The sequence below is a fragment of the Rothia sp. HMSC069C10 genome (genome assembly GCF_001812205.1).
GTDB lineage: Bacteria > Actinomycetota > Actinomycetes > Actinomycetales > Micrococcaceae > Rothia > Rothia mucilaginosa.
In genome coordinates this window covers 307,915-329,129 of record NZ_KV808301.1, presented here as the reverse complement: position 1 = coordinate 329,129, position 21,215 = coordinate 307,915, and the positions used below count along the sequence as shown (strand labels likewise).

Sequence of the window (21,215 nt, the reverse complement as noted above, 5' to 3'; positions counted from 1 at the left end):
GATTATTCGATGGCTCGTCAGTTTGTGTCGCCGACTTTTAAGAGCGAGTTGGAGGCTTATGAGGGTGTCGAGAGGCTTTACCAGCATGGTGGTTGGGTGATTGATGGTATTGAAAGCTTGACTGCTGATGGCGCGCCGTGGTCTGAGGACGGGGAGACTTATTTTTGGAAGGCTTACCATGTCTGGGAAAAGGAGATTTATGTCGCGGCTGATGGTAGTTGGCGCTCTTGGACCAATGAAGATAAAACTAACGACACTTATAAAATTGAGCTAAAGCACAACGGTCAAAAATGGGAGCTTATTGGGTATGTAAAGGTTGAAGATTAAAATGAAGCAGTGGCATAAAATTCTCTTCCTCCCTTTTGTAAGCATACAAATATTTCAACTTAGTATTCTCCCCTCATTTGCAGATGTAAAAACGAGTGAATGTTCATCAAATAATACTGCTAGCATATGCCAAGAGAAAATTCCTCCTAAAGAAATGGTTGGAAATGAAAATACGGAAAGAACAGGAAGCGCTTCAGATATTGATTCCGTTACAAACCAGCCAGTAACGCCTGCCCCCGAAACAGATACGACAAAACGGCGCGAGGGATTTTATGTTACATCTTATAAAGACAACCCCAACAATTTCTTCTGCACCACGCTAGACGGACGAGTAGGGCATGTTGGATATACAAACATGACCGTAGACGAAAACGGAATTCCTATCGACCGTGGTGGAAGCAGACATAGTCCTTCTTCTGCTAGCTGCATTCCCAACGATACCCGCACCCTGACCAGTGCCGACAGCCCGGGTCCCACCGGCCCGACCTACGAAGAAGTCATGGAGGAAATCCGCCACGGTGCAGAGTCGCTAGAGCCAGGCAAGCCGACCCTGCACCAGTCCTACAACAACCCCGCAGGCACTGGCCGAGCAGAAGGCGACCCCAACGTCTACAAGGGCGACCAGATCAACTTCTACGTCGATGACGGAGGCCCCTACCGCCTCGAAGCAGACATGCTCGCCGGACACGTCGAAATTGAGCTCATGCCCTCCTCCTATGTCATCGAGTACGGCAACGGCGATACTGCCACTAACTACACCGCTGGCAAACCGGTCACCACCTACCCCCGTGAGCGTCCGAGGCAGACGGATACCAGCTACGCCTACCAGCGTTCGGGTAACTTCCATGCGTATGCGACCGTGCATTACACGGCTCGTTTCCGTGTGGATGGTGGCCCGTGGCAGATGATGGAAGTGACCCCGCAGGCGACCAGTGACCCGTTGCTGGTGCGTGTGTGGTGGGTTGATGTGGGACGCGTGGCAGGTGACTGCAGCTACGACGACACTCGCTGGGGCTGCAAGAACGACCCCACGATGGGTAAGAAGGATAACCCGAACCCGCGCCTGCGCAAGGCCGATATTCGCACCGGTCAGCGCTGGCACCTGAATGATAACGGTGACGGGGACACGGAGTATTCACTGCACCGTGACTGGCCCGACATGTAAAGTCCACTGTGGGTCTTACGTTGAGAAGCCACATGTTCGCCGAGAAGCCACCATTCTCGTGGCTTTTCGAAACACATGTGGCTTCTCAGCTATCGGGGTTCTCCCCTTCAGCTGGTTAGTCTTCCGGTTTCTAACCAGCCCCCCTATTCACACTTCACACCGATACGAGGAATGTATTTCCATGACTTCCGTTATTTTGAACCGCCGCACACTGTTGAGCGGCGGTACCCTTCTGGGTCTTGGTGCCCTGCTTGCGGCATGCGGCCAGCAGGCGGCTAATGAGGCGAGCGCCTCGGCAGCACCGAGCGAGACCGCCTCCGCCACGCCGAGCGAAATGACTTCCGCTTCAGCTTCTACGGCGGCTTCCGATGCCTCTTCTGCATCAGCTACTCCGAGCCCGGTCATTACCCGCGGCTACTCCGGCGGCTCAAAGGCACCTGGCGGGGAGTACCGCGGAGCTGACCCTAACGGTCCGGCACAAAACGTTCCGAAACCTGCATCACCTGAGGACGGATACCGAGAAAAATCCAATGAAGGTCTACGCAAAACACTCAACGCGTGGATTGAATGGAACAACTACGGCGCCCAAACCGGAGATTACAGCCAAGCACGCAAATTCGTTGATAGCAGCTTTACCGAACTACTAGACTCCTACGAAGGTCTTGAAGCCCTCTACAAGCGAGGCGGCTGGATTATCGCGGGACTTGATCACTACATTGCTGACGGGAACCCCTGGATCGAGGGGGAGACTTACTTCTGGAAGGCGTACCGGGAGTGGGGTTACGTTATGTACATTGAACCTAACGGTGATTGGAAGTCTTACGAGAATGACAGAAAGGATGACGACACGTGGAAGTTCTCGTTCAAGTACACCTCTGAGGGCTGGAAGATTATCGATTTTGAACAAGTAGATGACTAAATAGGAAATATAAAGCACTTATTAGTATCGCAAGAATTCTTATTCTTGCTTCGAGAATTTCTCTATCTTCCGCTTTCTAATCAGCATCCCCCATTCACACCACACCGATAGAAGGAATCTACTTCCATGACTTCCGTTTTTCTTACTCGTCGAGCGTTGTTGAACGGCGGCGCACTCATGGGTCTCAGTACCCTTCTTGGAGCCTGCAGTCAGCAGGCTAATAACGAGGCGGCAGCCACCGCCTCCGCAGCGCCGAGCGAAACGGCTTCGGCGTCTGTAGCGGTGTCGGAGTCGCCTTCGGCAAGCGCTACCCCGTCTACTGTCCGAGGCTACTCGGGCGGATCAAAAGCACCCGATGGCGAGTACCGCCCTGCTGATAAATACGGTCCAGCACAGAATGTACCGAAACCCAATGCTCCGGAAGACGGCTACAACGAAAAGTCTCTAGAGGGCATGCGTAAGACGATGGATGCCTGGATTTTGTGGGGTAATTACGGTACTCAAACTGGCGATTACTCGATGGCTTTCAAGTTCATGTCCCCTACTTTTGAAGACGAACGTAAGGCCTATACAGGCGTCGAGGAACTTTACAAAAGCGGCGGATGGGTCATTGGCGGTATAAACCATTATCTTGCTGACGGTAACCCCTGGTCAGAAGACGGTGAAACCTATTTCTGGAAGGCGTACCGCGAATGGGATTACGAGACTTATGTTGAATCTGACGGTAGCTGGCGCAAATGGAGTAATGACGATAAAACCGATGACACCTTTAGATTTGAGCTGAAGCACAACGGGCAGAAATGGGAAATCATGAATTATGAGCCCGTTGATGACTAGTCCCTCCAGCCGATCCTAAAAGTCCGCACCCCGCAGATATCCCGCATCCCACAGACAATCCGCAGACTGCAGACATGCAGAAGCCACATGTGTTTCGAGAAGCCACGATAATGGTGGCTTTTCGAAACACATGTGGCTTCTCGGCGTTAATTAGACCGTTATTTAGACCGTCTGCTAGACCCTAGTTGCCGAAGCCCTGCAGGGTTGCTGCCCAGGCGCGGCGCGCCTCCAGAGCTTCCTTAGCCTTGGCGATCTTCTTGGAGTCGCCGCCCTTTTCGGCTGCTGCGAGCTCTGCTTCCAGCTCGGCGAGGGAGTCCTCGATCTGTGCGAGCAGGGAGTTCGCGCGTGCCGCCTTGGCGGGGTCGTTGCGCTTCCACTTTGCCTCTTCGGCGCCGTTGATTTCGTCCTGAATGCGGCGCAGTTCGCCGTCGACGCGGCGCAGGTCGTTGCGGGGCACGCGGCCTGCCGCATCCCAGCGGTCCAGGATCTTCTCGAAGGCAGCCTTCGCGCCCTCAATGTCCTCGACGGGCAGGAGTGCGCGTGCTTCTTCGAGCAGTGCTTCCTTGACCTTGAGGTTTTCGGCGTAGACTGCGTCCTGCGCTGCTTCGGCTTCGTTGCGGGCGTTGAAGAACACGTCCTGTGCCGCGCGGAAGCGTGCCCACAGCTTGTCGTCTTCGCGACGGTGGCCGCGGGGCACCTGCTTCCAGGCGCGCATCAGGTCGCCGTATGCGCGGGAAGTCTCAGACCAGTCAGTCGAGGTGGACAGCTCCTCGGCGCGTGCAATCAGTTCTTCCTTGGCGCGCTTGATGCGTGCGTTGCGGTCGTCCAGCTGCGAGAAGTGCGCGCGGCGGTTGCGGTCGAAGGTGGTGCGGGCCGCGCGGAAACGCTTCCACAGCTCGTCCTCTACGCTCTTTGCCAGGTGAATTTCGCGCTGTGCCTTCTTCCACGCCTCGAACAGTTCGTTCATGCGGGAGTGGGAGTTCTTCCAGTGGATCTGGTCGGGGTCCTGGCCGGCAATTTGCTCGGCTTCGGCAACAATCTCTTCACGGACGGCGAGGGCACGTTCACGGTTTTCGGCGCGTGCCTGCTGCTGCTTCTCGCCGAGTTCAGCAATCTGCTCTGCGAGGGTGATGAGGCGCTTCTGCAGGCCGGAGTAGTCACCGACCATATTGCGCACACCGATCTGTGCACCGATGGAGGTGATGCCCTTCTGCAGGTCTGCGGCGGGGGCGTTGTTGGCGAGGCGGGATTCGAGCAGGGCAACCTGCGCCTCGACGTTTTCAAACTTGCGGGCGAAGTAGCTGAGCGCTTCTTCTTCGGAGGCGCCGGGCAGCTGGCCTACGGCGTATTCTTCGCCGTCGACAATGACGAAGACGTGGCCGTCCTCGGAGACGCGGCCGTACTGGCGTGCCTTTTCGAGGTTTACAGTGTCGTCGGGTTTGGTAGTCACCGCTATAACTCTTTCACTCGGGGGTGCTGGGGGTGGGGCGCCTTTGCGCTGTTCCCCGTGGTGGGCACCCGTTTGGGTGTGCGTGTGCACCTCCTAAGCATAGCCTCTGTGGGCTGTGTGTGAGTAGTGTCTGGTCGTGTTGTGTTGTGGGCGAACCTGCCGGCTGCGGGTTTGCGTGGGTTTGTGTCGGGTGAGCTGGGGGAGTGGGTGCTGTGCTGGGGTGGGTGTTGGTATGATGGGTAGATATGCCCGGAGGTGTTCCGGGGTTTTGTTGTCGAGTTCTTTGTCAAGGAGTATCGCGTATGGCTCGCAAGGCTTCGCTGTCTGGTTTTCCCGAGTATCTTCCGGCTGAGCGGTTGGTTGAGAATCATGTTCTGGACACTTTGCGTGAGACTTTTGAGTTGCACGGTTTCTCCCCGATTGAGACTCGTTCGGTAGAGACTATTGAGCAGCTGCTGCGCAAGGGTGAGATTGACAAGGAAGTTTACGCAATTTCTCGCCTGCAGGAGGACGAGGCTGCGAAGGCTAAGGAAAAGCTGGCTCTGCACTTTGACCTGACCGTGCCGTTTGCCCGTTACGTGGTGGAGAACGCCGGTTACCTGAATTTCCCGTTCTCGCGTTACCAGATTCAGAAGGTGTGGCGTGGTGAGCGTCCGCAGGAGGGTCGTGCCCGCGAGTTCACTCAGGCTGATATTGACGTGGTTGGCGACGGCGAGCTGCCGTTCCGTTACGACGTGACCCTCGCGCTGGTCGTTGTTGATGCGCTGTCGAAGCTGCCGATTCCTGAGTTCAAGCTGCGTGTGAATAACCGCAAGCTGGCTGAGGGTTTCTACCTGGGCTTGGGTTTGACTGATACTGCGGCTGTTCTGCGTTCTATTGACAAGCTGGAGAAGATTGGTGCTGAGCGTGTGGCTGAGGAGCTGCAGGCTGAGGCTGGCGCGAGCGCGGATGCTGCCGCTGCCGCCCTGGAGCTGGCACAGATCCGCACTGAGGATGCTTCTTTCGTGGAGCAGGTGCGTGCGCTTGCGGCTAAGTATTCAGTGGAGCATGAGCTGCTGGATCAGGGTCTTGCTGAGCTGGCTGAGGTCATTGAGGAGGCGTCCCGCCGTGCGCCGGGTAAGGTGCTGGCTGACCTGTCGATTGCTCGCGGCCTGGACTACTACACCGGCACCGTGTATGAGACTGTTCTGGTTGGTCACGAGTCGCTGGGTTCGATCTGCTCGGGTGGCCGTTATGAGTCGCTGGCGTCGAACGGTAAGAAGACGTACCCGGGTGTTGGCCTGTCGATTGGTGTGACTCGTGTGGTGGCTCGTATTCTGTCGCAGGGTTTTGCGCAGGCGAGCCGTAAGGTGCCTTCGGCTGTGTTTGTTGCGCTGACGAATGATGAGGGCTGGTCGGCTGCGAATGATGTTGCGGATGCGCTGCGTGCCCGCGGTATTGCCTGCGAGGTGTCTGCGAATGCGGCGAAGTTCGGTAAGCAGATTAAGTACGCTGAGAAGCGCGGCATTCCGTTCGTGTGGTTCATTTCCTCGGATGAGTCGGGTGCCCCGGTTCACGAGGTGAAGGATATCCGTTCGGGTGAGCAGGTTGCTGCTGATCCGGCTTCGTGGATGCCGCCGGCTGAGGACCTGCACGTTCAGATTGTGCGTGCTGAGGGCCTGTAATCTTTAGGGGCCTGTCATCTGAGGGCCTGTAATGCCTGCGGTAGTATCTGGTTGCTGTAGTATTTGGCTACTTGTAAGCCTGCATATGGATGTGTACCCGCCTGGTGGGGAGGACTGACCTCCCTGCCGGGCGGGTTTTTGTTGCGCTTTTTGGTCGCGCGGATTTGTGCTGTGTTGATTTGCGCCATGGGTTAGTGTCTTCAGCCGTGGGTTCTTGATTTGGGTAATGACTTAGTGACTTTGGAGAGGGTCTTTAACCCGTACCAGAGTCACTAAGTCATGACTGAAATCCGTAACTCATGACCGAAAAACTGCAACCTCGCACGGAACACCTCCGCCCGGCTCCTTGGTCTTCGGCTGCCAACCCCGGCTTATTTCAGAAGTAGATTCCGTAAATGGGTCACGACCTCTAGCTCCTTGTTAAAGATGTCAGCCCACGTGAGGTGTACGACCGTCCACCCGGCGCGGGTCAGTGCGCGGTCGCGGGTGGCTTCGTAGCGGTCCCTGCCGGGGTGGTCCACGTATTTCTGTTCGCCGTCGAACTCGAGAATGACCCGCGCCTCGGGCCAGGCGAAGTCTACCCGGTAGTTACGACCCTCGCACGAAATCGGGTACTGCGATACGGGGGAGGGTAGCCTGTGCTCCATGAGTAGGCACCGGGTGAGGCTTTCACCAGCCGACTCGCTGGATGCATCCACCGCCTGCGCCAGGAAAGGCCCTGCAGAACCGCCGTACCCGGTGAGGTTTAGTAGAGTCTCGATAACTTCGTGGGGCTCCATCAGTCCCCGCCGCATGATGGAGTCAGCAAGGACCACCGCCTCCCGAAAGGGCATGCTGCGCGCACAATCCTGCAACGTTCGAGCCACCGTCGTAACCATGATGGATGTGCCCGGCAACCTGGTGACCTCATCAGGGCTAATAGCGGTTTTATGCCGGTGAATCCGTTCCCGGTCCGTTGCGCAGTGACTGCGGCTGTACGCGTCTAGCATCTGCGGAACGGTCAGTAGGTCAAGGCCCCACAGCACCGCTGCTGACTCGTGTGAAAATACTCCCTGAAACCCTACGGTGTGGGCGGCGATGCATCGTACGCGGAGCCGGTCGTCGGGGTTGAGCTGATCTGCGTTGTGGTTGTAAATGTAGGCTCCTCGTCGAATACGTTGCAGGGTTTTTCCGGCTATGAGATTACGGAGGCGGCGTGGGCCTATTCCCTGCATACGAAGGGTGGCGGGGGTGTGCACGAGAGGGTATAGCTCCGCGATACGTGGAATCCCGGGCAACTTAGTAGGAGCATTTGAGACTGATGCATTTGATGTCAGAGGGGTTACTGCGTTCATGGCATAAGCCTGCCAGTTTTGAGCCGGAGTTACAGGACGAATCAAAAATCTGTGGATAACTTGGTCGGTTCTGCAGAATGAGCGTTTGTCCACAGGCATGCGGAGTGGATTCCCCGGTAATACTTCGATAGGTTAGCGGCTTTTCGATAGGGTAATGCCTTCACCCCGGGTTAAAGACCCACGGCGAAGACACTAACCTATCGACCGCAGACACCCACGAACCTGCCGCCCTACCCGCATCCCGCCTCCGCACCCCATTTTCTGGCGTCTGACTTGCCCCGACCTGCCATCGACCTGCCCGGAGGGGATACAATATATGAGGCGCACGCAGTGTGCGCATATCATCAACCGCGTGTACCCGGCTACTGTCTATAGTCGTGAGGTGCCCGCTATGAAAGGAATGTCTGTGCTTCGCACTCACACCAACGGCGAGCTGACCGCCGCAAATATTGGAGAGACTGTTACCCTGACCGGTTGGGTGGCTCGCCGCCGCGACCACGGTGGTGTCGCTTTCGTTGACCTGCGTGACCGTGAGGGTGTCACCCAGTGTGTTTTCCACAATGAGGCTGATTTTGAGCACCTGCGCAACGAGTACGTGCTGCGCGTGACCGGTCTGGTGACTAAGCGCCCGGAGGGTAATGAGAACCCGAACCTGGCGACCGGCGAGATTGAGGTTGAGGTGTCCGCCGTTGAGGTGCTGAACACTGCCGCTCCGCTGCCTTTCCAGATTGACGAGCACGTTGAGGTGGGTGAGGAGGCGCGCCTGCGCTACCGCTACCTGGATCTTCGCCGCCCGGAGCCGGCTCGCATCATGCGCCTGCGTTCGGACGCGAACCGTGCGGCACGCAACCTGCTGGCCGAAGACGGCTACATTGAGGTTGAGACCCCGACCCTGACCCGTTCCACCCCTGAGGGTGCGCGTGACTTCCTGGTGCCGGCTCGTCTGGCTCCGGGTTCTTGGTATGCTCTGCCGCAGTCCCCGCAGCTGTTCAAGCAGCTGCTGCAGGTGGGCGGTATTGAGAAGTACTACCAGATTGCTCGCTGCTACCGTGATGAGGATTTCCGTGCGGACCGTCAGCCTGAGTTCACTCAGCTGGACATTGAGGCGTCGTTCGTTGATCAGGAAGACATCATTGAGCTGGGTGAGCGCATCGTTGAGGCTGTGTGGAACCTGATTGATGTGAAGGTTCCCCGCCCGATTCAGCGCATGACCTACAAGGATGCGATGGAGAAGTACGGTACGGATAAGCCCGACCTGCGTTTTGGTCTGGAGCTGACTGAGCTGACCGAGTACTTCAAGGACACCACTTTCCGCGTGTTCAAGGCTCCTTACGTGGGTGCTGTTGTGATGCCCGGTGGTGCTTCTCAGCCTCGCCGTACTCTGGACGCTTGGCAGGAGTGGGCTAAGCAGCGTGGCGCTAAGGGCCTGGCTTACGTCCTCATTCAGGAGGATGGCGAGCTGACCGGTCCGGTTGCTAAGAACATCACTGACGCTGAGCGTGCTGGCCTGGCTGAGGCTACCGGCGCGAAGCCCGGCGACTGCATCTTCTTCGCTGCTGGCGAGGCTAAGGCTTCCCGTGCACTGCTGGGTGCTGCTCGTGTTGAGATTGGTCACCGTACCGGCCTGATTAAGGACGGCGAGTGGTCTTTCGTGTGGGTTGTTGACGCTCCCATGTTTGAGTCTTCTGCTGAGGCTACTGAGTCCGGTGACGTGGCTCTGGGTCACTCCGCATGGACTGCCGTGCACCACGCGTTCACCTCCCCGAAGCCCGAGTTCATGGATACTTTCGACACCGACCCGGGTTCGGCTCTGGCGTACGCTTACGACATTGTCTGCAACGGTAACGAGATTGGCGGCGGTTCGATTCGTATTCACCGCCGTGACGTGCAGGAACGCGTGTTCGCTGTGATGGGCATTGGTGAGGAAGAGGCTCAGGAGAAGTTCGGCTTCCTGCTGGATGCGTTCAAGTACGGCGCACCGCCCATGGGTGGTATTGCATTCGGTTGGGACCGTATTGTGTCTCTGCTGGCTGGCGTTGATTCGATCCGCGAGGTTATTGCGTTCCCGAAGACCGGTAATGGTTTTGATCCGCTGACTGCGGCTCCTGCACCGATTACCCCGGAGCAGCGTAAGGAAGCTGGCGTTGATTTCAAGCCGAAGAAGAAGGACGAGGAGTAATCTTCTCTAGTCTTTGGTCGTGCGCCCCGTAGGGGTGTGGGCCTGTGCGGCGTGAACCCGGCGGGCGTTGAGTTGTGCCGGGGTCGCCGTTGAGGGTGGGCTGTGTATTCTGCTGGTGCAGGGTCGCAGCCCACCTTTTGTATCAACTGGCGTGCGTGCCGATTTGTGTACTAACCAAAGGGGGAGGGGAGCATGCGTATTCTGATTGCCGGCCCGAGCGGTAGCGGTAAGACGACGTTCGCGGCGCGGTTGGGGCGCCTCCTGGACATTCCGCATACGGAGATGGACTCGTTGCATTGGGGTCCGAACTGGACTCCGCGCCCTAGTTTTGAAGCGGATGTTCAGACGCTCATTGAGCGGCCTGCGTGGATTACGGAGTGGCAGTATCCGCAGGTGCGCGGCCGCCTGCTGGAGCGTGCGGATGTGGTGATTTACCTACGCTATAGCCGTGCGGTGGTCATGTGGCGTGTGGTTCGCCGGACGGTGCGGCGCGCGGTGACGGGTCAGAGGCTGTGGGCTGATAATGTGGAGCCGCCGCTGAAGAATATTCTGCGCGACCCGGACAACATGATTCGGTACACGTGGAGGAGCTACCCGCACGTCGGGGAGTTGCTGGCGGAGGCTCGCGGGCAGCATCTGCAGAAGCGTTTTATTGAGTTTCGTACCCCGCGGGCGGCGAACCAGTTTTTGCGTGCCGTGCAGCTGCGCGGCGTGCTCTGAGGCGGCTGCCTCTAGAACTGCGGCTCCCCTAAACCAGCCGCTGAGAGTGGTGTCGAAAGAGATGTATGAGCCCGGCGAATGCCGGTTCCATGATGAAAGGTGAACGATGCGAGTAGTTATTCAGCGTGTGACCCGCGCGGCGGTGCGCGTGGCGGGTGAGACGGTCGGCGCGATTGAGCAGCCCGGCTACCTGGTGCTGGTCGGTATCACGCACGGTGACGGTGCGGCGCAGATTGCGAAGCTTGCCGACAAGACCGCGAACCTGCGCCTGATGGAGGGGGAGAAGTCCCTGCTCGATGAGGGCGCACCCGTGCTGGCGGTCAGCCAGTTCACCCTGTATGGGGATGCGAAGAAGGGCCGCCGCCCCTCCTGGTCTGCCGCTGCGCCCGGCGCGGTGAGTGAGCCGCTGTTCAACGACTATGTTCAGGCGCTGCGTGAGCGTGGCCTGCACGTGGAGACCGGCGTGTTCGGTGCGGACATGCAGGTGGAGCTGGTCAATGACGGCCCGGTGACCCTGATTCTCGATAGTGAGACCCTCTAGGCCGGCGCTTTCGATAGGTTAGTGGATTGCCCCGGGGTTTAAAGCCTTGCCCCGGGGTTTAAAACCCACGGCGAAGACACTAACCTATCGAAAACCCGTGTGGTGTCACGCCGCGAGCTAAATCCGCAGCTGTATACCCACACCCCGTACCCGCCTCCAGATTGTGAAACGATAGAGTAAGACTATGGCTGATTCCCTCTTTGATCTTGAGTTGCCCGATGACGGGGACCGCGTGAGCCTGATTGGTGCGCCCGCTGAGGAGCCCTCCTCGCGTGCCTCTGCGTCGCGTGCGTATTCTGCCCGTTCGGCGTCTCGTGCGCCGTTGGCGGTGCGTATGCGTCCGCGCACTATTGATGAGGTTCTCGGCCAGGAGCATCTGCTGACTCCGGGTGCGCCTCTGCGCGTGTTGGCGGGGGAGAACGCCGGCCCGGCTGGCCCGTCCTCGGTGATTTTGTACGGCCCGCCGGGTACGGGTAAGACCACCCTGGCGCATGTGATTGCGCGTGCGCCGGGTCGTAAGTTCGTGGAGCTTTCGGCGATTACTGCGGGTGTGAAGGATGTGCGCGCGGTCATGGATCAGGCGCTACTCGACCGCGACATGTACGGCACGACCACAGTGCTCTTCCTCGATGAGATTCACCGTTTTACGAAGGCTCAGCAGGATGCGCTCCTGCCCGGCGTGGAGAACCGCTGGGTGATTCTGGTGGCGGCTACGACGGAGAACCCGTCGTTCAGCATTATTTCGCCGCTGCTCTCACGCTCGCTACTGTTGCGGGTTCATTCGCTGGAGCAGTCCGATATTGAGCGTCTGATTGACCGTGCGTTGGCTGACCCGCGCGGTTTTGACGGTGCGGCGGTGATTGATGAGGATGCGCGCGCCCACCTCGCGGCGGTTTCTGGAGGCGACGCTCGCCGCTCCCTGACTTCCCTGGAGGCGGCGGCTGCGATTGCGTTTAGCGAGGCTGAACAGGTTTCGGTAGAACCTGCCGTTTCCGCCGAGGGTTCAGAAGACCCGGCGGGGGAAGCGGGGGAGAAGGACCCGGAACCTGCCGCGCCCGTGCGCATCACCCTGGCGCATGCTACGGAGGCGGTGGACCGCGCCGCGATCCGCTACGACCGTTCGGGTGATCAGCATTATGACGTGGTGAGTGCGTTCATTAAATCCATGCGTGGCTCTGATGCGGACGCCGCGGTGCACTATTTGGCGCGCATGCTAGAGGGCGGCGAGGATCCGCGTTTTGTGGCTCGTCGCATCATGATTTTAGCGAGTGAGGATATTGGCCTGGCTGATCCGCAGGCGCTGCAGGTGGCGACGGCTGCGGCGCAGTCGGTGGCGCTGGTGGGCATGCCGGAGGCTCGCATTATCCTCTCGCAGGCGGTGATTTATTGTGCGCTCGCGCCGAAGTCGAACGCCGCGTATAACGCGATTAACCGTGCGATTGCGGATGTGCGTGCGGGTGCTTCGGGCCAGGTTCCGGTGCATCTGCGTGATGGTCATTATGCGGGGGCTAAGCAGTTTGGCCACGGTGAGGGGTACATTTATGCCCATGATGCGCCCGGTCATGTGGCGGCGCAGCAGTACCTGCCGGATACCCTGCGCGGCACGGTCTACTACGAGCCGACTCAGCACGGTTTTGAGCGTACGTTGACGGAGCGTCGTGAGCGTATTCGCCGTATTTTGGATGCGGCTCCGGTGCAGGATACGACCCGTTAGCTTACGTGGTTCCCATCGAGCCGTCTACTACTTTGAGTGCTGACCACCGGGGGAGTGGCGCGCCTCGGCAGGAAGGCAGCCGTATAGGACTGAGTGCAAACAGAAAGCGGTGCGTAGTACCTCGGTAGTACTGCGCACCGCGTCAGAGTTTTGAGTTGTGATAGACGTCTTGGCTGTCGGCCTTCCCGGAAGGGCGGACGCCAAGCTTGTTATGGTTTCTAGTCTAGGCGATATGGGGGTCTGATTCAAGCTATTCCCATAAAGACACAGGTTAAAAATAACGAAATGATTACAATCCAACATCTTAGCGCCGCAATTTTTCGGGGAAGTCGCACCTAAATAGCTCTGACGGGCATAAATAATTCCTGTGGGGTCGTGTGGGTAAGTATTAAAAACCCACACGCACAGTGATTTGAACCAAAGATTTCCCAAAAGGCTGGTAAAGCCCGGGTGCATCCGGTAAGCTTGACGGGTCTGGCAATTACTATGCCCGCATCCGTGCGGGTGTCAGTAATGTAGCTGCGGGGTACTCTGCCCCGAGCTCTCCGCCCCACCGCCGTACAGCAACGACCGAACCGGTCGCGTACGGATCCCGGCGGGGTCAACCGAGGAGGCCAGTATTCAACAGACCGAGGCCCCACCCGCAAGGGTGCAGGAGCCTCACATATGAAAGGTAGATTGTGGCTAAGCACAACCGCACCCGCCGTACCGTGCGTCAGTCCCGTGCCCTGGGCATTGCACTGACCCCGAAGGCAGAAAAGTACCTCGAGCGTCGTCCTTACGGCCCCGGCCAGCACGGCCGTGCCCGCAAGAAGGCTGACTCCAACTACGCTACCCAGCTGAAGGAAAAGCAGCGTCTGCGCGCTCAGTACAACATCCGCGAGGCACAGATGCGCCGCGCATACCTCGAGGCAAAGCGTACCGAGGGCCAGACCGGTAAGAACATGGTCGAGCTGCTCGAGACCCGCCTCGACGCTCTGGTTCTGCGTGCAGGTTTCGCCCGCACCATTGCACAGGCACGTCAGATGGTTGTTCACCGTCACATCATGGTTGACGGCGTTCGCGTGGACCGCCCCTCGTTCCACGTCAAGCCCGGCCAGCTGATCCACGTTCACCCCAAGGCTGAGAAGACCACCCCCTTCCAGGCTGCGGCTGCAGGTGAGAACCAGGCAGTTCTGCCCGAGGTTCCCGCATACCTGAACGTTGAGATCGAGAAGCTGCACGCAAAGCTTGAGCGTAAGCCCAAGCGCGAAGAGATCCCCGTGATCTGCGACGAGCAGCTGGTCGTTGAGTACTACTCGCGTCTGGCATAATCTCGATTTTTCGAGAAGCAACCCGTCCTGCACCGTTCGGTGGGGGCGGGTTGTTCCCGTTTAACGCGCGGGTTTTTGGGGTATATACACTACAGGGCAGTGATGCCGCTGAACCTGTGAATCTTCCGTCGCTGGGAGTTTCATGAGAGTTTAGGGGGCGCTTGAAGGATTTTTCGACTAAAATAGGGGATTGAACTGTGTATACAGTCCTGAACTGTACGCACAATCCGGCTGTACGCCACGGTGGCGTCCAGCTTTGTACGACTATTGATAAGCATCATGCATTGAGCGGAATGGGGTTATAGATGACCGGCGGAGATATTGCGGGCCTGATTGCAGCAGGAGTTTTTGCGATTCTGGTGGCTCTGCTTGCGCTACCCATTATTCGCCTGACTAAGGTGTTTGATGAGCTTATCGTGACGATTCGTTCGCTGAACCAGAGCACCGGCCCTCTCATTGAAGAGGTGACCCGCACTGTGGTGACCACCAATGAGCAGCTGGAGAAGGTTGACGACATCACTTCGAATGTTTCGGATGCGTCCGCGAACGTTTCTGCGCTGTCCTCGCTGGTGACCTCGACTGTGGGTCAGCCGCTGATTAAGGTTGCGTCCTTCTCGTACGGTGTGCGTCAGGCGTTCCGCGGCGGTAAGTCCGGCGACGCGCACGGCACCGCTGGCAACACCGGCAACACCCACACTGGCGGCCAGTACGGTTCGGCTCAGTCCTCTTACTCTGCAGGCGGTGAGAACTAATGGGTCTGCTTCGTTCAGCTCTTCTGCTCGGCGCCGGCGCGGCGGTTGGTTACTTCGCTTCCAGGCGTGCCGCCTCCGAACCTGCTCAGCGTACCCCCGGCAGCGCCCTGCTCATGCGTGAGCACGGTGAGCTTGCCCTCAACCCGGAGTCTCAGATGGGAAAGTTCTTCGATTCGCCGATTGGCAAGCCCCTGCAGCCGTATGCGTTGCGTGCTGTTGAGTTCGCCGCCCGCGTGCGTGAGGGCATGCAGGAGAAGGAGATGGAGCTCAACGCTAAGGTGGAGCGCCAGAAGCAGGATCTACGTCCTGGCTCCCTGGATACATGGGACCGCCAGATGAGCTCGGCTGAGATTGAGTCCACGAACCGCCGCTTGGCTGAGCGTGAACTCATTGAGGTGGAGGCTGGGATTGCCTCCTTGGAAGAGGCCCAGAAGCGAGCGCGTGAGCAGCGTATTGCGCGTGACCGTCAGCTCGGTGACGGCTTCTTCAACTAGGTTTTAAAAGATGGTGTTTTCGCCCGTAAACCACGGTACGAGACTGGCTCGATTAGCCATTTTGCTCTCGGGCAGGCACCATAGGTCAGTAGACTAATTTAGAATTTCGCACAGATTACTCTAAGGAACGAGATGCTCTCACAGGAGATTTCTAAGCGCTGGATCGATTTCTTCGCTTCCCGCGGCCATACTGTGGTGCCTTCGGCATCGCTGATTTCGAACGAGCCCGGCGCTATGTTCACCATTGCCGGTATGGTGCCGTTCATTCCCTACTTCCTGGGCCGTGAGACCCCTCCGTTCTCCCGCGCGACCAGCGTGCAGAAGTGCATCCGCACCCTGGACATCGAAGAGGTCGGTAAGACTGCGCGTCACGGTACCTTCTTCCAGATGGCTGGTAACTTCTCCTTCGGTGATTACTTCAAGGAGCAGGCGATTCCGTTTGCTTACGAGCTGCTGACCACCCCTCAGGATAAGGGCGGTTTCGGCCTGGATCCGGAGCGCCTGTGGGTCACCATTTATGAGGGTGACGATGAGGCTTTCGACATTTGGCACAACAAGGTGGGCTTCCCGGCTGAGCGTATTCAGCGTATGGGCATGAAGGAAAACTACTGGTCCACCGGTCAGCCCGGCCCCGCAGGCCCCGACTCGGAGATCTTCTACGACCGTGGCCCCGCGTACGGTAAGGAAGGCGGCCCGGCGGCTGACGACGACCGTTACATTGAGATTTGGAACCTTGTGTTCATGCAGTACCAGCGTGGCGAGGGCATCGGTAAGGATGACTTCGAGATTCTGGGTGATTTGCCGAAGAAGAACATCGATACCGGTCTGGGCGTTGAGCGTCTTGCCATGCTGCTGCAGGGTGTTGAGAACTTCTACGAGACCGACCAGGTTCGCCCCGTTCTGGACGCTGCTTCTAAGCTGTCCGGTAAGAAGTACCACGGCTCTGAGTCCGCTGAGGACGAGGGCTACGAGGACGACGTGCGTATGCGCGTGGTGGCTGACCACATCCGTTCCTCGCTGATGCTGATTGCTGACGGCGTGACCCCCTCCAACGAGGGTCGCGGCTACATTCTGCGCCGTCTGATGCGCCGTGCGATTCGCGCGATGCGTCTGCTGGGCGTGACTGAGCCCTGCCTGCCCGTGCTGTTCCCGGCTTCGCGTGATGCGATGAAGGGCGCGTTCCCGTACGTTGCTGACGACTTCGAGCGTATTTCCCGCATTGCGTACGCTGAGGAGAAGGCGTTCCTGCACACCATTGAGACCGGTACTGAGCGTCTGGAAGAGGCTGTTGCTGCCGCTAAGAAGGACGGCTCTAACGCTGTTTCTGGTGCTGAGGCGTTTGCTCTGCACGACACCTACGGCTTCCCGATTGACCTTACCCTGGAGATGGCTGCTGAGGCTGGCGTGAAGGTGGATGAGAAGTCCTTCCGCGAGCTGATGGCTGAGCAGCGTCACCGTGCGCAGGCTGACGCTAAGGCGAAGAAGGGCGCGTTTGCTGACCTGTCTGAGCTGCGTAAGCTCGTGGACGAGCGCGGCTCCATCTTCACCGGTTACACCGAGTTGCGTACTGAGACTAAGCTGCGCGCAATCCTGGTGGACGGCGTGTCGGTTCCCGCCGCTAAGGCTGGCGACAAGATTGAGGTTGTCCTGGATGAGACTCCGTTCTACGCGGAGGCTGGTGGCCAGGCAGCTGATACCGGTGTCATTACCGGCAACGGCTTCGTCATTGACGTTCAGGACGTTCAGCAGCCCGTGAAGGGCCTGAGTGTCCACCGCGCCGTTGTGCGTGAGGGTGAGGTTCACACCGGTGCCGATGTTGTGGCACAGGTTGACGTTCAGCGCCGCCGCGACGGTGAGAAGGCACACTCCGGTACCCACATCATTCACGCTGCCCTGCACCAGGTGCTCGGCAACGAGGCTACTCAGCGCGGCTCTTTCAACAAGGAAGGCTACCTGCGCTTCGACTTCGCGTGGAGCGAGGGCCTGTCCGAGTCCGCTAAGCGTGAGGTGGAAGAGGTCGCTAACCTCGCTATCCGCGATAACCACGAGGTAATTACTCGTGAGATGCCGCTGGCTGAGGCTAAGGCTCTGGGCGCGATGAGCCTCTTCGGCGAGAAGTACGGCGACGTGGTGCGTGTTGTTGAGATCGGCGGCGAGTTCTCCCGCGAGCTGTGCGGTGGTACCCACGTTGGTTCGTCCGCTGAGATTGGCTCCCTGACCCTGCTGACCGAGGGCTCTGTTGGCTCCGGTAACCGCCGTGTTGAGGCTCTGGTGGGTCTGGACTCCTTCAACCACCTGGCTGCTGAGCGTACCCTGGTGAACCAGCTGACCGGCCTGATGAAGGTTCAGTCCTCCGCTGATCTGCCCGAGAAGATTAACCAGACTCTGTCTAAGCTGAAGGCCGCTGAGAAGGAACTGGCTCAGCTGCGCCGCGAGAAGCTGCAGGCTGAGGCTGGCAAGCTGCTGGAGAACGCACAGACCATCGGTTCCGTGCGCGTTCTGGCGCATGACGCTGGCGAACTGGACGCTAACGGCGTTCGTGAGCTGGCTCTGGATCTGCGTTCGCGCTTCGGCTCCGAGGCCGCTGTTGTCGCCGTGGTGGGTGTGGCTAATGGCCGCCCCGTCGTCCTGGTGGCAACCAACGAGGGTGCTCGCGAGGCTGGCGTAAAGGCTGGCGCTCTGGTCCGCGTCGCTGCCGGTGTTCTCGGCGGCGGTGGCGGCGGTAAGGACGACGTCGCTCAGGGTGGTGGCCAGGACGCATCCAAGATTGGTGCTGCACTGGACGCTGTCCGCGACGCTATCGCACAGGCTCAGGCCTAAACATGGCAGAATTCCAGCGCGGAGTGCGGATGGGTGTCGATGTGGGTAATGCCCGCGTCGGCACCGCCCTCAGCGACCCCGACGGTATTCTCGCCACCCCGCTCAAGACGTTGCGCCGCGACGAGAAGAAGAACTCTGACCGCCGCGTTCTGCGCAAGCTGATTGAGGTGAACGAGGTGGTGGAGGTTTTCGTCGGGCTTCCGAAGACCATGCGTGGTGGGGATTCTCCTTCCACGGAAATGGCTCGGGAGTACGCTCAGGCTCTGCGCTCCGAGCTGGATGCCGAAGACAAAACACACATTAACATTTGGCTGGTGGATGAGCGACTCACCACCGTGAGCGCTCACCGTGCACTGCACGAGGCTGGGGTTTCCAGCCGAGATTTCAAGACTATGGTTGACCAGGTGGCAGCTGTGAATATTTTGCAGTACAGCCTGGATGCCCTCAAGGCAGGGCAGTCCGTAGCCGGGTACAAGGTGAGCGATCCGGCCCACGAAGAAAACCGACCGTCCGAGTCAGAAGGGACCACGGTCGGTGCCGTCAACGAAACGGAGAACCTTCAGTGACCGAACAGAATAAACATCCCGAAGAGAGCGGGCTCGACCTCTTTAGGCCGACAGCCGAGGATGAACGTAAGGGCATTACCGGCATTACGATGGAACAGGAAATCGTGTCGGTGGCTACGTTGCGTGCGCGTAAGCGCCGCCGCCGCGCCGTTTTGCTGAGCGCAATTTCCCTGTTTGTCGTGGCTCTGGTCATCATCTCTGGTGCCCTGATTACTCGCTACGACCCGTTCAAGACTCGTGACTACTCGGGTGGCGGCAATGGTACGACCGTGACCTTCACGATTCGTTCCGGCCAGTCCACCGCGCAGGTGGCGCAGGAGCTTGAGGCGGCGGGCGTTATTGCTGATGCTGATAAGTTCGTTGAGGTGTACACCAAAGAGAGCAAGGGTAAGTACTTGCAGCCTGGCACCTATGAACTGCAGCAGCACATGAGCAGCTCGAGCGCGATTACGACCATTATTGATGCGAACAGCAACGTACTGTACCTGGCGATTCCGCAGGGTAAGCGCGTGAGCGAGACCATCGATCTGATTGTTTCTGGCTCCGATGGTGCGTTCACCCGCAAGCAGGTTGAGGACGCGGTCAGCAACTACACCCAGTACGGTGTGCCGAGCAACTTCCCCTCGATTGAGGGTTGGTTGCACCCGGGTGAGTACCGCTTCCCGAAGGACACCGACATCAAGAAGGTCATTCAGACCATGGTTGATAAGACCAAGGCTGACCTGAAGGAAGCCGGCGTGAGCGGCGACCAGAAGACCTTTGAGGTTCTGACCATTGCCTCCATCGTGGAGCTTGAGGCTCAGCCGAAGGACTACGTGGCGGTTGCAGGCATCATTGAGAACCGCCTGAACAACCCCGATGGTGAGACCTCGGGTCTGATTCAGTCGGATGCGACCGTGACCTACGGTCTGGGTGTCCGCTCGTACCACCTGACTGAAGAGCAGAAGGCCGATAAGAGCAATAAGTACAACACTTATGCGAATAAGGGTCTTCCGAAGGGTCCGATTGGTTCCCCACAGCTGGCTTCGATTAAGGCTGCTGCGGCTCCTGAGAAGAACCCGTACTACTACTGGGTGACTGTGGACCTGGATTCCGGTGAGACTAAGTACTCCCGTACTTACGCTGAGCACCAGCGTTACGTTGAAGAGTACAACCAGTGGTGTTCTAAGCACCCGAACCGCTGTAGCTAATCGGTTTTAGCCGGTAGCTATGATTCGGTAGCTTTGGACTGAAGGTTCCTTGCTGAGGCGGGTACCGCCTCCACGAGAGTGGGGGAGGTACCCGCCTTTGCTGTACCCGGATGTTGGGGGTGCTCGGTTGTTGGGCTATACCCGAATATTGGTTTGTCCCTTAAAATGGGTAGAGTGCGCCCATGAACGCGGGTTCGTGGCGTGCGTGTCCGCAAGCCCGCAAGCCCGCAAGCCCCGAGCGTTGAGTGTTGAGAGCGTTCCCCAGCGTTGAGAGCGAGAGAGTATCTATCGATGAAGACTGAACCGTACCGCGAAGCCCCGTATCTTCGCCGCGCCTACGTGCTGGGGCACCCTATTGCGCATTCGCTGTCGCCTGCGCTGCATCGTGCCGCGTATGACTTTTTGGGTGAGCAGAATTTGGGTTATGATCGCCGCGATACTCTGCCTGATGATTTGCCGGCGATTATGCACGGTGTGCGCCACCCGGACGGTACGGAGGACGCCCCGTATATTGCGGGTCTGTCGGTGACGATGCCGTTGAAGACCGCGGTCATTCAGTATTGCGATGAGCTGAGTGAGACTGCCCGCGTGACCGGTGCGGTGAACACGGTGTATCCGCGCGGTGAGAAGGTGCTGGGCGATAACACGGACGTGATCGGCATTGTGAACGCGCTGCGCCACGCCGGTTTGGAGCCGCAGCCACTCAAGGATTCTGCCGCGATTGTGGGCGGGGGAGCGACCGCTATTTCTGCTTTGGCGGCGTTGCACGCGTTGGGGTACCGCCGCGTGAGCGTGTACGCCCGTTCCCTGCATAAGCTCGGTAGCGTGCAGGAGGCGGCGGACCGCCTGGGCGTTCAGCTGGAGCAGGTTTCCCTGGCTGATTTGCCGCAGAACCTTGCGGAGCGCGGTCATCACCCGGTGGTGTCTACGCTTCCTGCCCATGCGGCGGATGAGTGGGCGAGCCAGCTGAGCGGGCTGAAGGGCGCCTCCGCAACGCACCGGCCGGTACTGCTCGATGTTGCGTATAACCCGTGGCCTTCGGTGCTGGCGAGCGCCTGGGAGGCTAACGGCGGCACCGTGGTTTCTGGACTGGAGATGCTGCTGTATCAGGCGGTGGAGCAGGTGCTGCTGTTTACCGGCCGTGAACTGCAGCCCGCCGAACTGCTGGGTCTAATCAATGCGATGTGCGCGGCGGTTAATCTTGCGCCTCGTGCTTCCGTTTCGTGAAAA

General features: G+C 58.8%; 17 protein-coding genes and 1 pseudogene. 16 read left to right on the top strand and 2 right to left on the bottom strand.

Annotated features, from left to right (window positions below; genetic code table 11):
- The 4 genes and pseudogenes from HMPREF2842_RS06315 to HMPREF2842_RS06300 all read left to right on the top strand — a co-directional run.
- Positions 1–327 (top strand): annotated as a pseudogene (locus tag HMPREF2842_RS06315) (DUF6318 family protein); the annotation flags it as partial.
- Positions 328–682: 355 nt separating this feature from the next.
- Complete coding sequence (locus tag HMPREF2842_RS06310; RefSeq protein ID WP_246823216.1) at positions 683–1,492, top strand: hypothetical protein; 810 nt, start codon at positions 683–685, stop codon at positions 1,490–1,492.
- A 181-nt stretch (positions 1,493–1,673) separates the two neighbouring features.
- Positions 1,674–2,411 carry a DUF6318 family protein gene (locus tag HMPREF2842_RS06305; RefSeq protein ID WP_070643444.1) on the top strand — a complete coding sequence of 246 codons (738 nt, stop codon included), beginning with the start codon at positions 1,674–1,676 and terminating at the stop codon, positions 2,409–2,411.
- 126 nt (positions 2,412–2,537) lie between these two features.
- Positions 2,538–3,248, top strand: a complete 711-nt coding sequence (locus HMPREF2842_RS06300; RefSeq protein WP_049345490.1) for a DUF6318 family protein — start codon at positions 2,538–2,540, stop codon at positions 3,246–3,248.
- A gap of 181 nt (positions 3,249–3,429) precedes the next feature.
- On the opposite strand, the gene HMPREF2842_RS06295 is transcribed toward HMPREF2842_RS06300, so the two are convergent.
- Positions 3,430–4,698 (bottom strand): DUF349 domain-containing protein, encoded by a 1,269-nt coding sequence (locus tag HMPREF2842_RS06295; RefSeq protein ID WP_070643441.1) that lies wholly within the window; start codon positions 4,696–4,698, stop codon positions 3,430–3,432.
- Between the two features lie 302 nt (positions 4,699–5,000).
- Here HMPREF2842_RS06295 and hisS point away from each other — a divergent pair, with 302 nt between their 5' ends.
- Positions 5,001–6,362, top strand: coding sequence for a histidine--tRNA ligase (gene hisS, locus HMPREF2842_RS06290; protein ID WP_049341928.1), 1,362 nt, complete (start codon positions 5,001–5,003; stop codon positions 6,360–6,362).
- Between the two features lie 371 nt (positions 6,363–6,733).
- On the opposite strand, the gene HMPREF2842_RS09370 is transcribed toward hisS, so the two are convergent.
- The gene (locus HMPREF2842_RS09370) at positions 6,734–7,195 is read right to left on the bottom strand and encodes an endonuclease domain-containing protein (RefSeq protein WP_246823214.1); all 462 of its coding nucleotides are present in this window, start codon (positions 7,193–7,195) and stop codon (positions 6,734–6,736) included.
- Between the two features lie 907 nt (positions 7,196–8,102).
- On the opposite strand from HMPREF2842_RS09370, the gene aspS reads away from it, so the two are divergent.
- The 11 genes from aspS to HMPREF2842_RS06230 all read left to right on the top strand — a co-directional run bounded on the left by aspS (position 8,103) and on the right by HMPREF2842_RS06230 (position 21,212).
- A complete protein-coding gene (gene aspS / locus HMPREF2842_RS06280; RefSeq protein WP_044145827.1) occupies positions 8,103–9,875 on the top strand; it encodes an aspartate--tRNA ligase in 1,773 nt (590 codons plus the stop codon).
- A 192-nt stretch (positions 9,876–10,067) separates the two neighbouring features.
- Positions 10,068–10,595: a P-loop NTPase family protein gene (locus HMPREF2842_RS06275; protein WP_049337468.1), complete on the top strand. Its 528-nt coding sequence runs from the start codon at positions 10,068–10,070 to the stop codon at positions 10,593–10,595.
- A 106-nt stretch (positions 10,596–10,701) separates the two neighbouring features.
- Positions 10,702–11,136, top strand: coding sequence for a D-aminoacyl-tRNA deacylase (gene dtd / locus HMPREF2842_RS06270; protein ID WP_012903476.1), 435 nt, complete (start codon positions 10,702–10,704; stop codon positions 11,134–11,136).
- A gap of 184 nt (positions 11,137–11,320) precedes the next feature.
- Positions 11,321–12,850 (top strand): replication-associated recombination protein A, encoded by a 1,530-nt coding sequence (locus tag HMPREF2842_RS06265; RefSeq protein ID WP_070643438.1) that lies wholly within the window; start codon positions 11,321–11,323, stop codon positions 12,848–12,850.
- A 680-nt stretch (positions 12,851–13,530) separates the two neighbouring features.
- Positions 13,531–14,163, top strand: coding sequence for a 30S ribosomal protein S4 (gene rpsD, locus HMPREF2842_RS06260; RefSeq protein ID WP_005508739.1), 633 nt, complete (start codon positions 13,531–13,533; stop codon positions 14,161–14,163).
- Between the two features lie 305 nt (positions 14,164–14,468).
- On the top strand, positions 14,469–14,915 hold the full coding sequence (locus HMPREF2842_RS06255) for a DUF948 domain-containing protein (protein WP_049350083.1): 447 nt from the start codon (positions 14,469–14,471) through the stop codon (positions 14,913–14,915).
- The gene (locus HMPREF2842_RS06250) at positions 14,915–15,409 is read left to right on the top strand and encodes a peptide chain release factor 4 (protein WP_070643435.1); all 495 of its coding nucleotides are present in this window, start codon (positions 14,915–14,917) and stop codon (positions 15,407–15,409) included. Before HMPREF2842_RS06255 ends, HMPREF2842_RS06250 begins: the two co-directional genes overlap by 1 nt.
- Before the next feature lie 132 nt (positions 15,410–15,541).
- Complete coding sequence (gene alaS / locus HMPREF2842_RS06245; protein WP_070643432.1) at positions 15,542–18,229, top strand: alanine--tRNA ligase; 2,688 nt, start codon at positions 15,542–15,544, stop codon at positions 18,227–18,229.
- 2 nt (positions 18,230–18,231) lie between these two features.
- Positions 18,232–18,795 (top strand): Holliday junction resolvase RuvX, encoded by a 564-nt coding sequence (ruvX, locus tag HMPREF2842_RS06240; protein WP_070643429.1) that lies wholly within the window; start codon positions 18,232–18,234, stop codon positions 18,793–18,795.
- A complete protein-coding gene (gene mltG, locus HMPREF2842_RS06235) occupies positions 18,792–19,985 on the top strand; it encodes an endolytic transglycosylase MltG (RefSeq protein ID WP_070643424.1) in 1,194 nt (397 codons plus the stop codon). The genes ruvX and mltG overlap by 4 nt, the downstream gene beginning before the upstream one ends.
- A gap of 291 nt (positions 19,986–20,276) precedes the next feature.
- Positions 20,277–21,212, top strand: a complete 936-nt coding sequence (locus HMPREF2842_RS06230; RefSeq protein ID WP_070643420.1) for a shikimate dehydrogenase — start codon at positions 20,277–20,279, stop codon at positions 21,210–21,212.
- Positions 21,213–21,215: the final 3 nt, after the last annotated feature.

Excerpts from the sequence above, each read along its gene's own strand:
- HMPREF2842_RS06310 (WP_246823216.1), top strand. The coding sequence starts at position 683 with ATGACCGTAGACGAAAACGGAATTCCTATCGACCGTGGTGGAAGCAGA.
- HMPREF2842_RS06305 (WP_070643444.1), top strand. The coding sequence starts at position 1,674 with ATGACTTCCGTTATTTTGAACCGCCGCACACTGTTGAGCGGCGGTACC.
- HMPREF2842_RS06300 (WP_049345490.1), top strand. The coding sequence starts at position 2,538 with ATGACTTCCGTTTTTCTTACTCGTCGAGCGTTGTTGAACGGCGGCGCA.
- hisS (WP_049341928.1), top strand. The coding sequence starts at position 5,001 with ATGGCTCGCAAGGCTTCGCTGTCTGGTTTTCCCGAGTATCTTCCGGCT.
- HMPREF2842_RS09370 (WP_246823214.1), bottom strand. The coding sequence starts at position 7,195 with ATGCCCTTTCGGGAGGCGGTGGTCCTTGCTGACTCCATCATGCGGCGG.
- HMPREF2842_RS06275 (WP_049337468.1), top strand. The coding sequence starts at position 10,068 with ATGCGTATTCTGATTGCCGGCCCGAGCGGTAGCGGTAAGACGACGTTC.
- dtd (WP_012903476.1), top strand. The coding sequence starts at position 10,702 with ATGCGAGTAGTTATTCAGCGTGTGACCCGCGCGGCGGTGCGCGTGGCG.
- HMPREF2842_RS06265 (WP_070643438.1), top strand. The coding sequence starts at position 11,321 with ATGGCTGATTCCCTCTTTGATCTTGAGTTGCCCGATGACGGGGACCGC.
- HMPREF2842_RS06255 (WP_049350083.1), top strand. The coding sequence starts at position 14,469 with ATGACCGGCGGAGATATTGCGGGCCTGATTGCAGCAGGAGTTTTTGCG.
- HMPREF2842_RS06250 (WP_070643435.1), top strand. The coding sequence starts at position 14,915 with ATGGGTCTGCTTCGTTCAGCTCTTCTGCTCGGCGCCGGCGCGGCGGTT.
- alaS (WP_070643432.1), top strand. The coding sequence starts at position 15,542 with ATGCTCTCACAGGAGATTTCTAAGCGCTGGATCGATTTCTTCGCTTCC.
- ruvX (WP_070643429.1), top strand. The coding sequence starts at position 18,232 with ATGGCAGAATTCCAGCGCGGAGTGCGGATGGGTGTCGATGTGGGTAAT.
- HMPREF2842_RS06230 (WP_070643420.1), top strand. The coding sequence starts at position 20,277 with ATGAAGACTGAACCGTACCGCGAAGCCCCGTATCTTCGCCGCGCCTAC.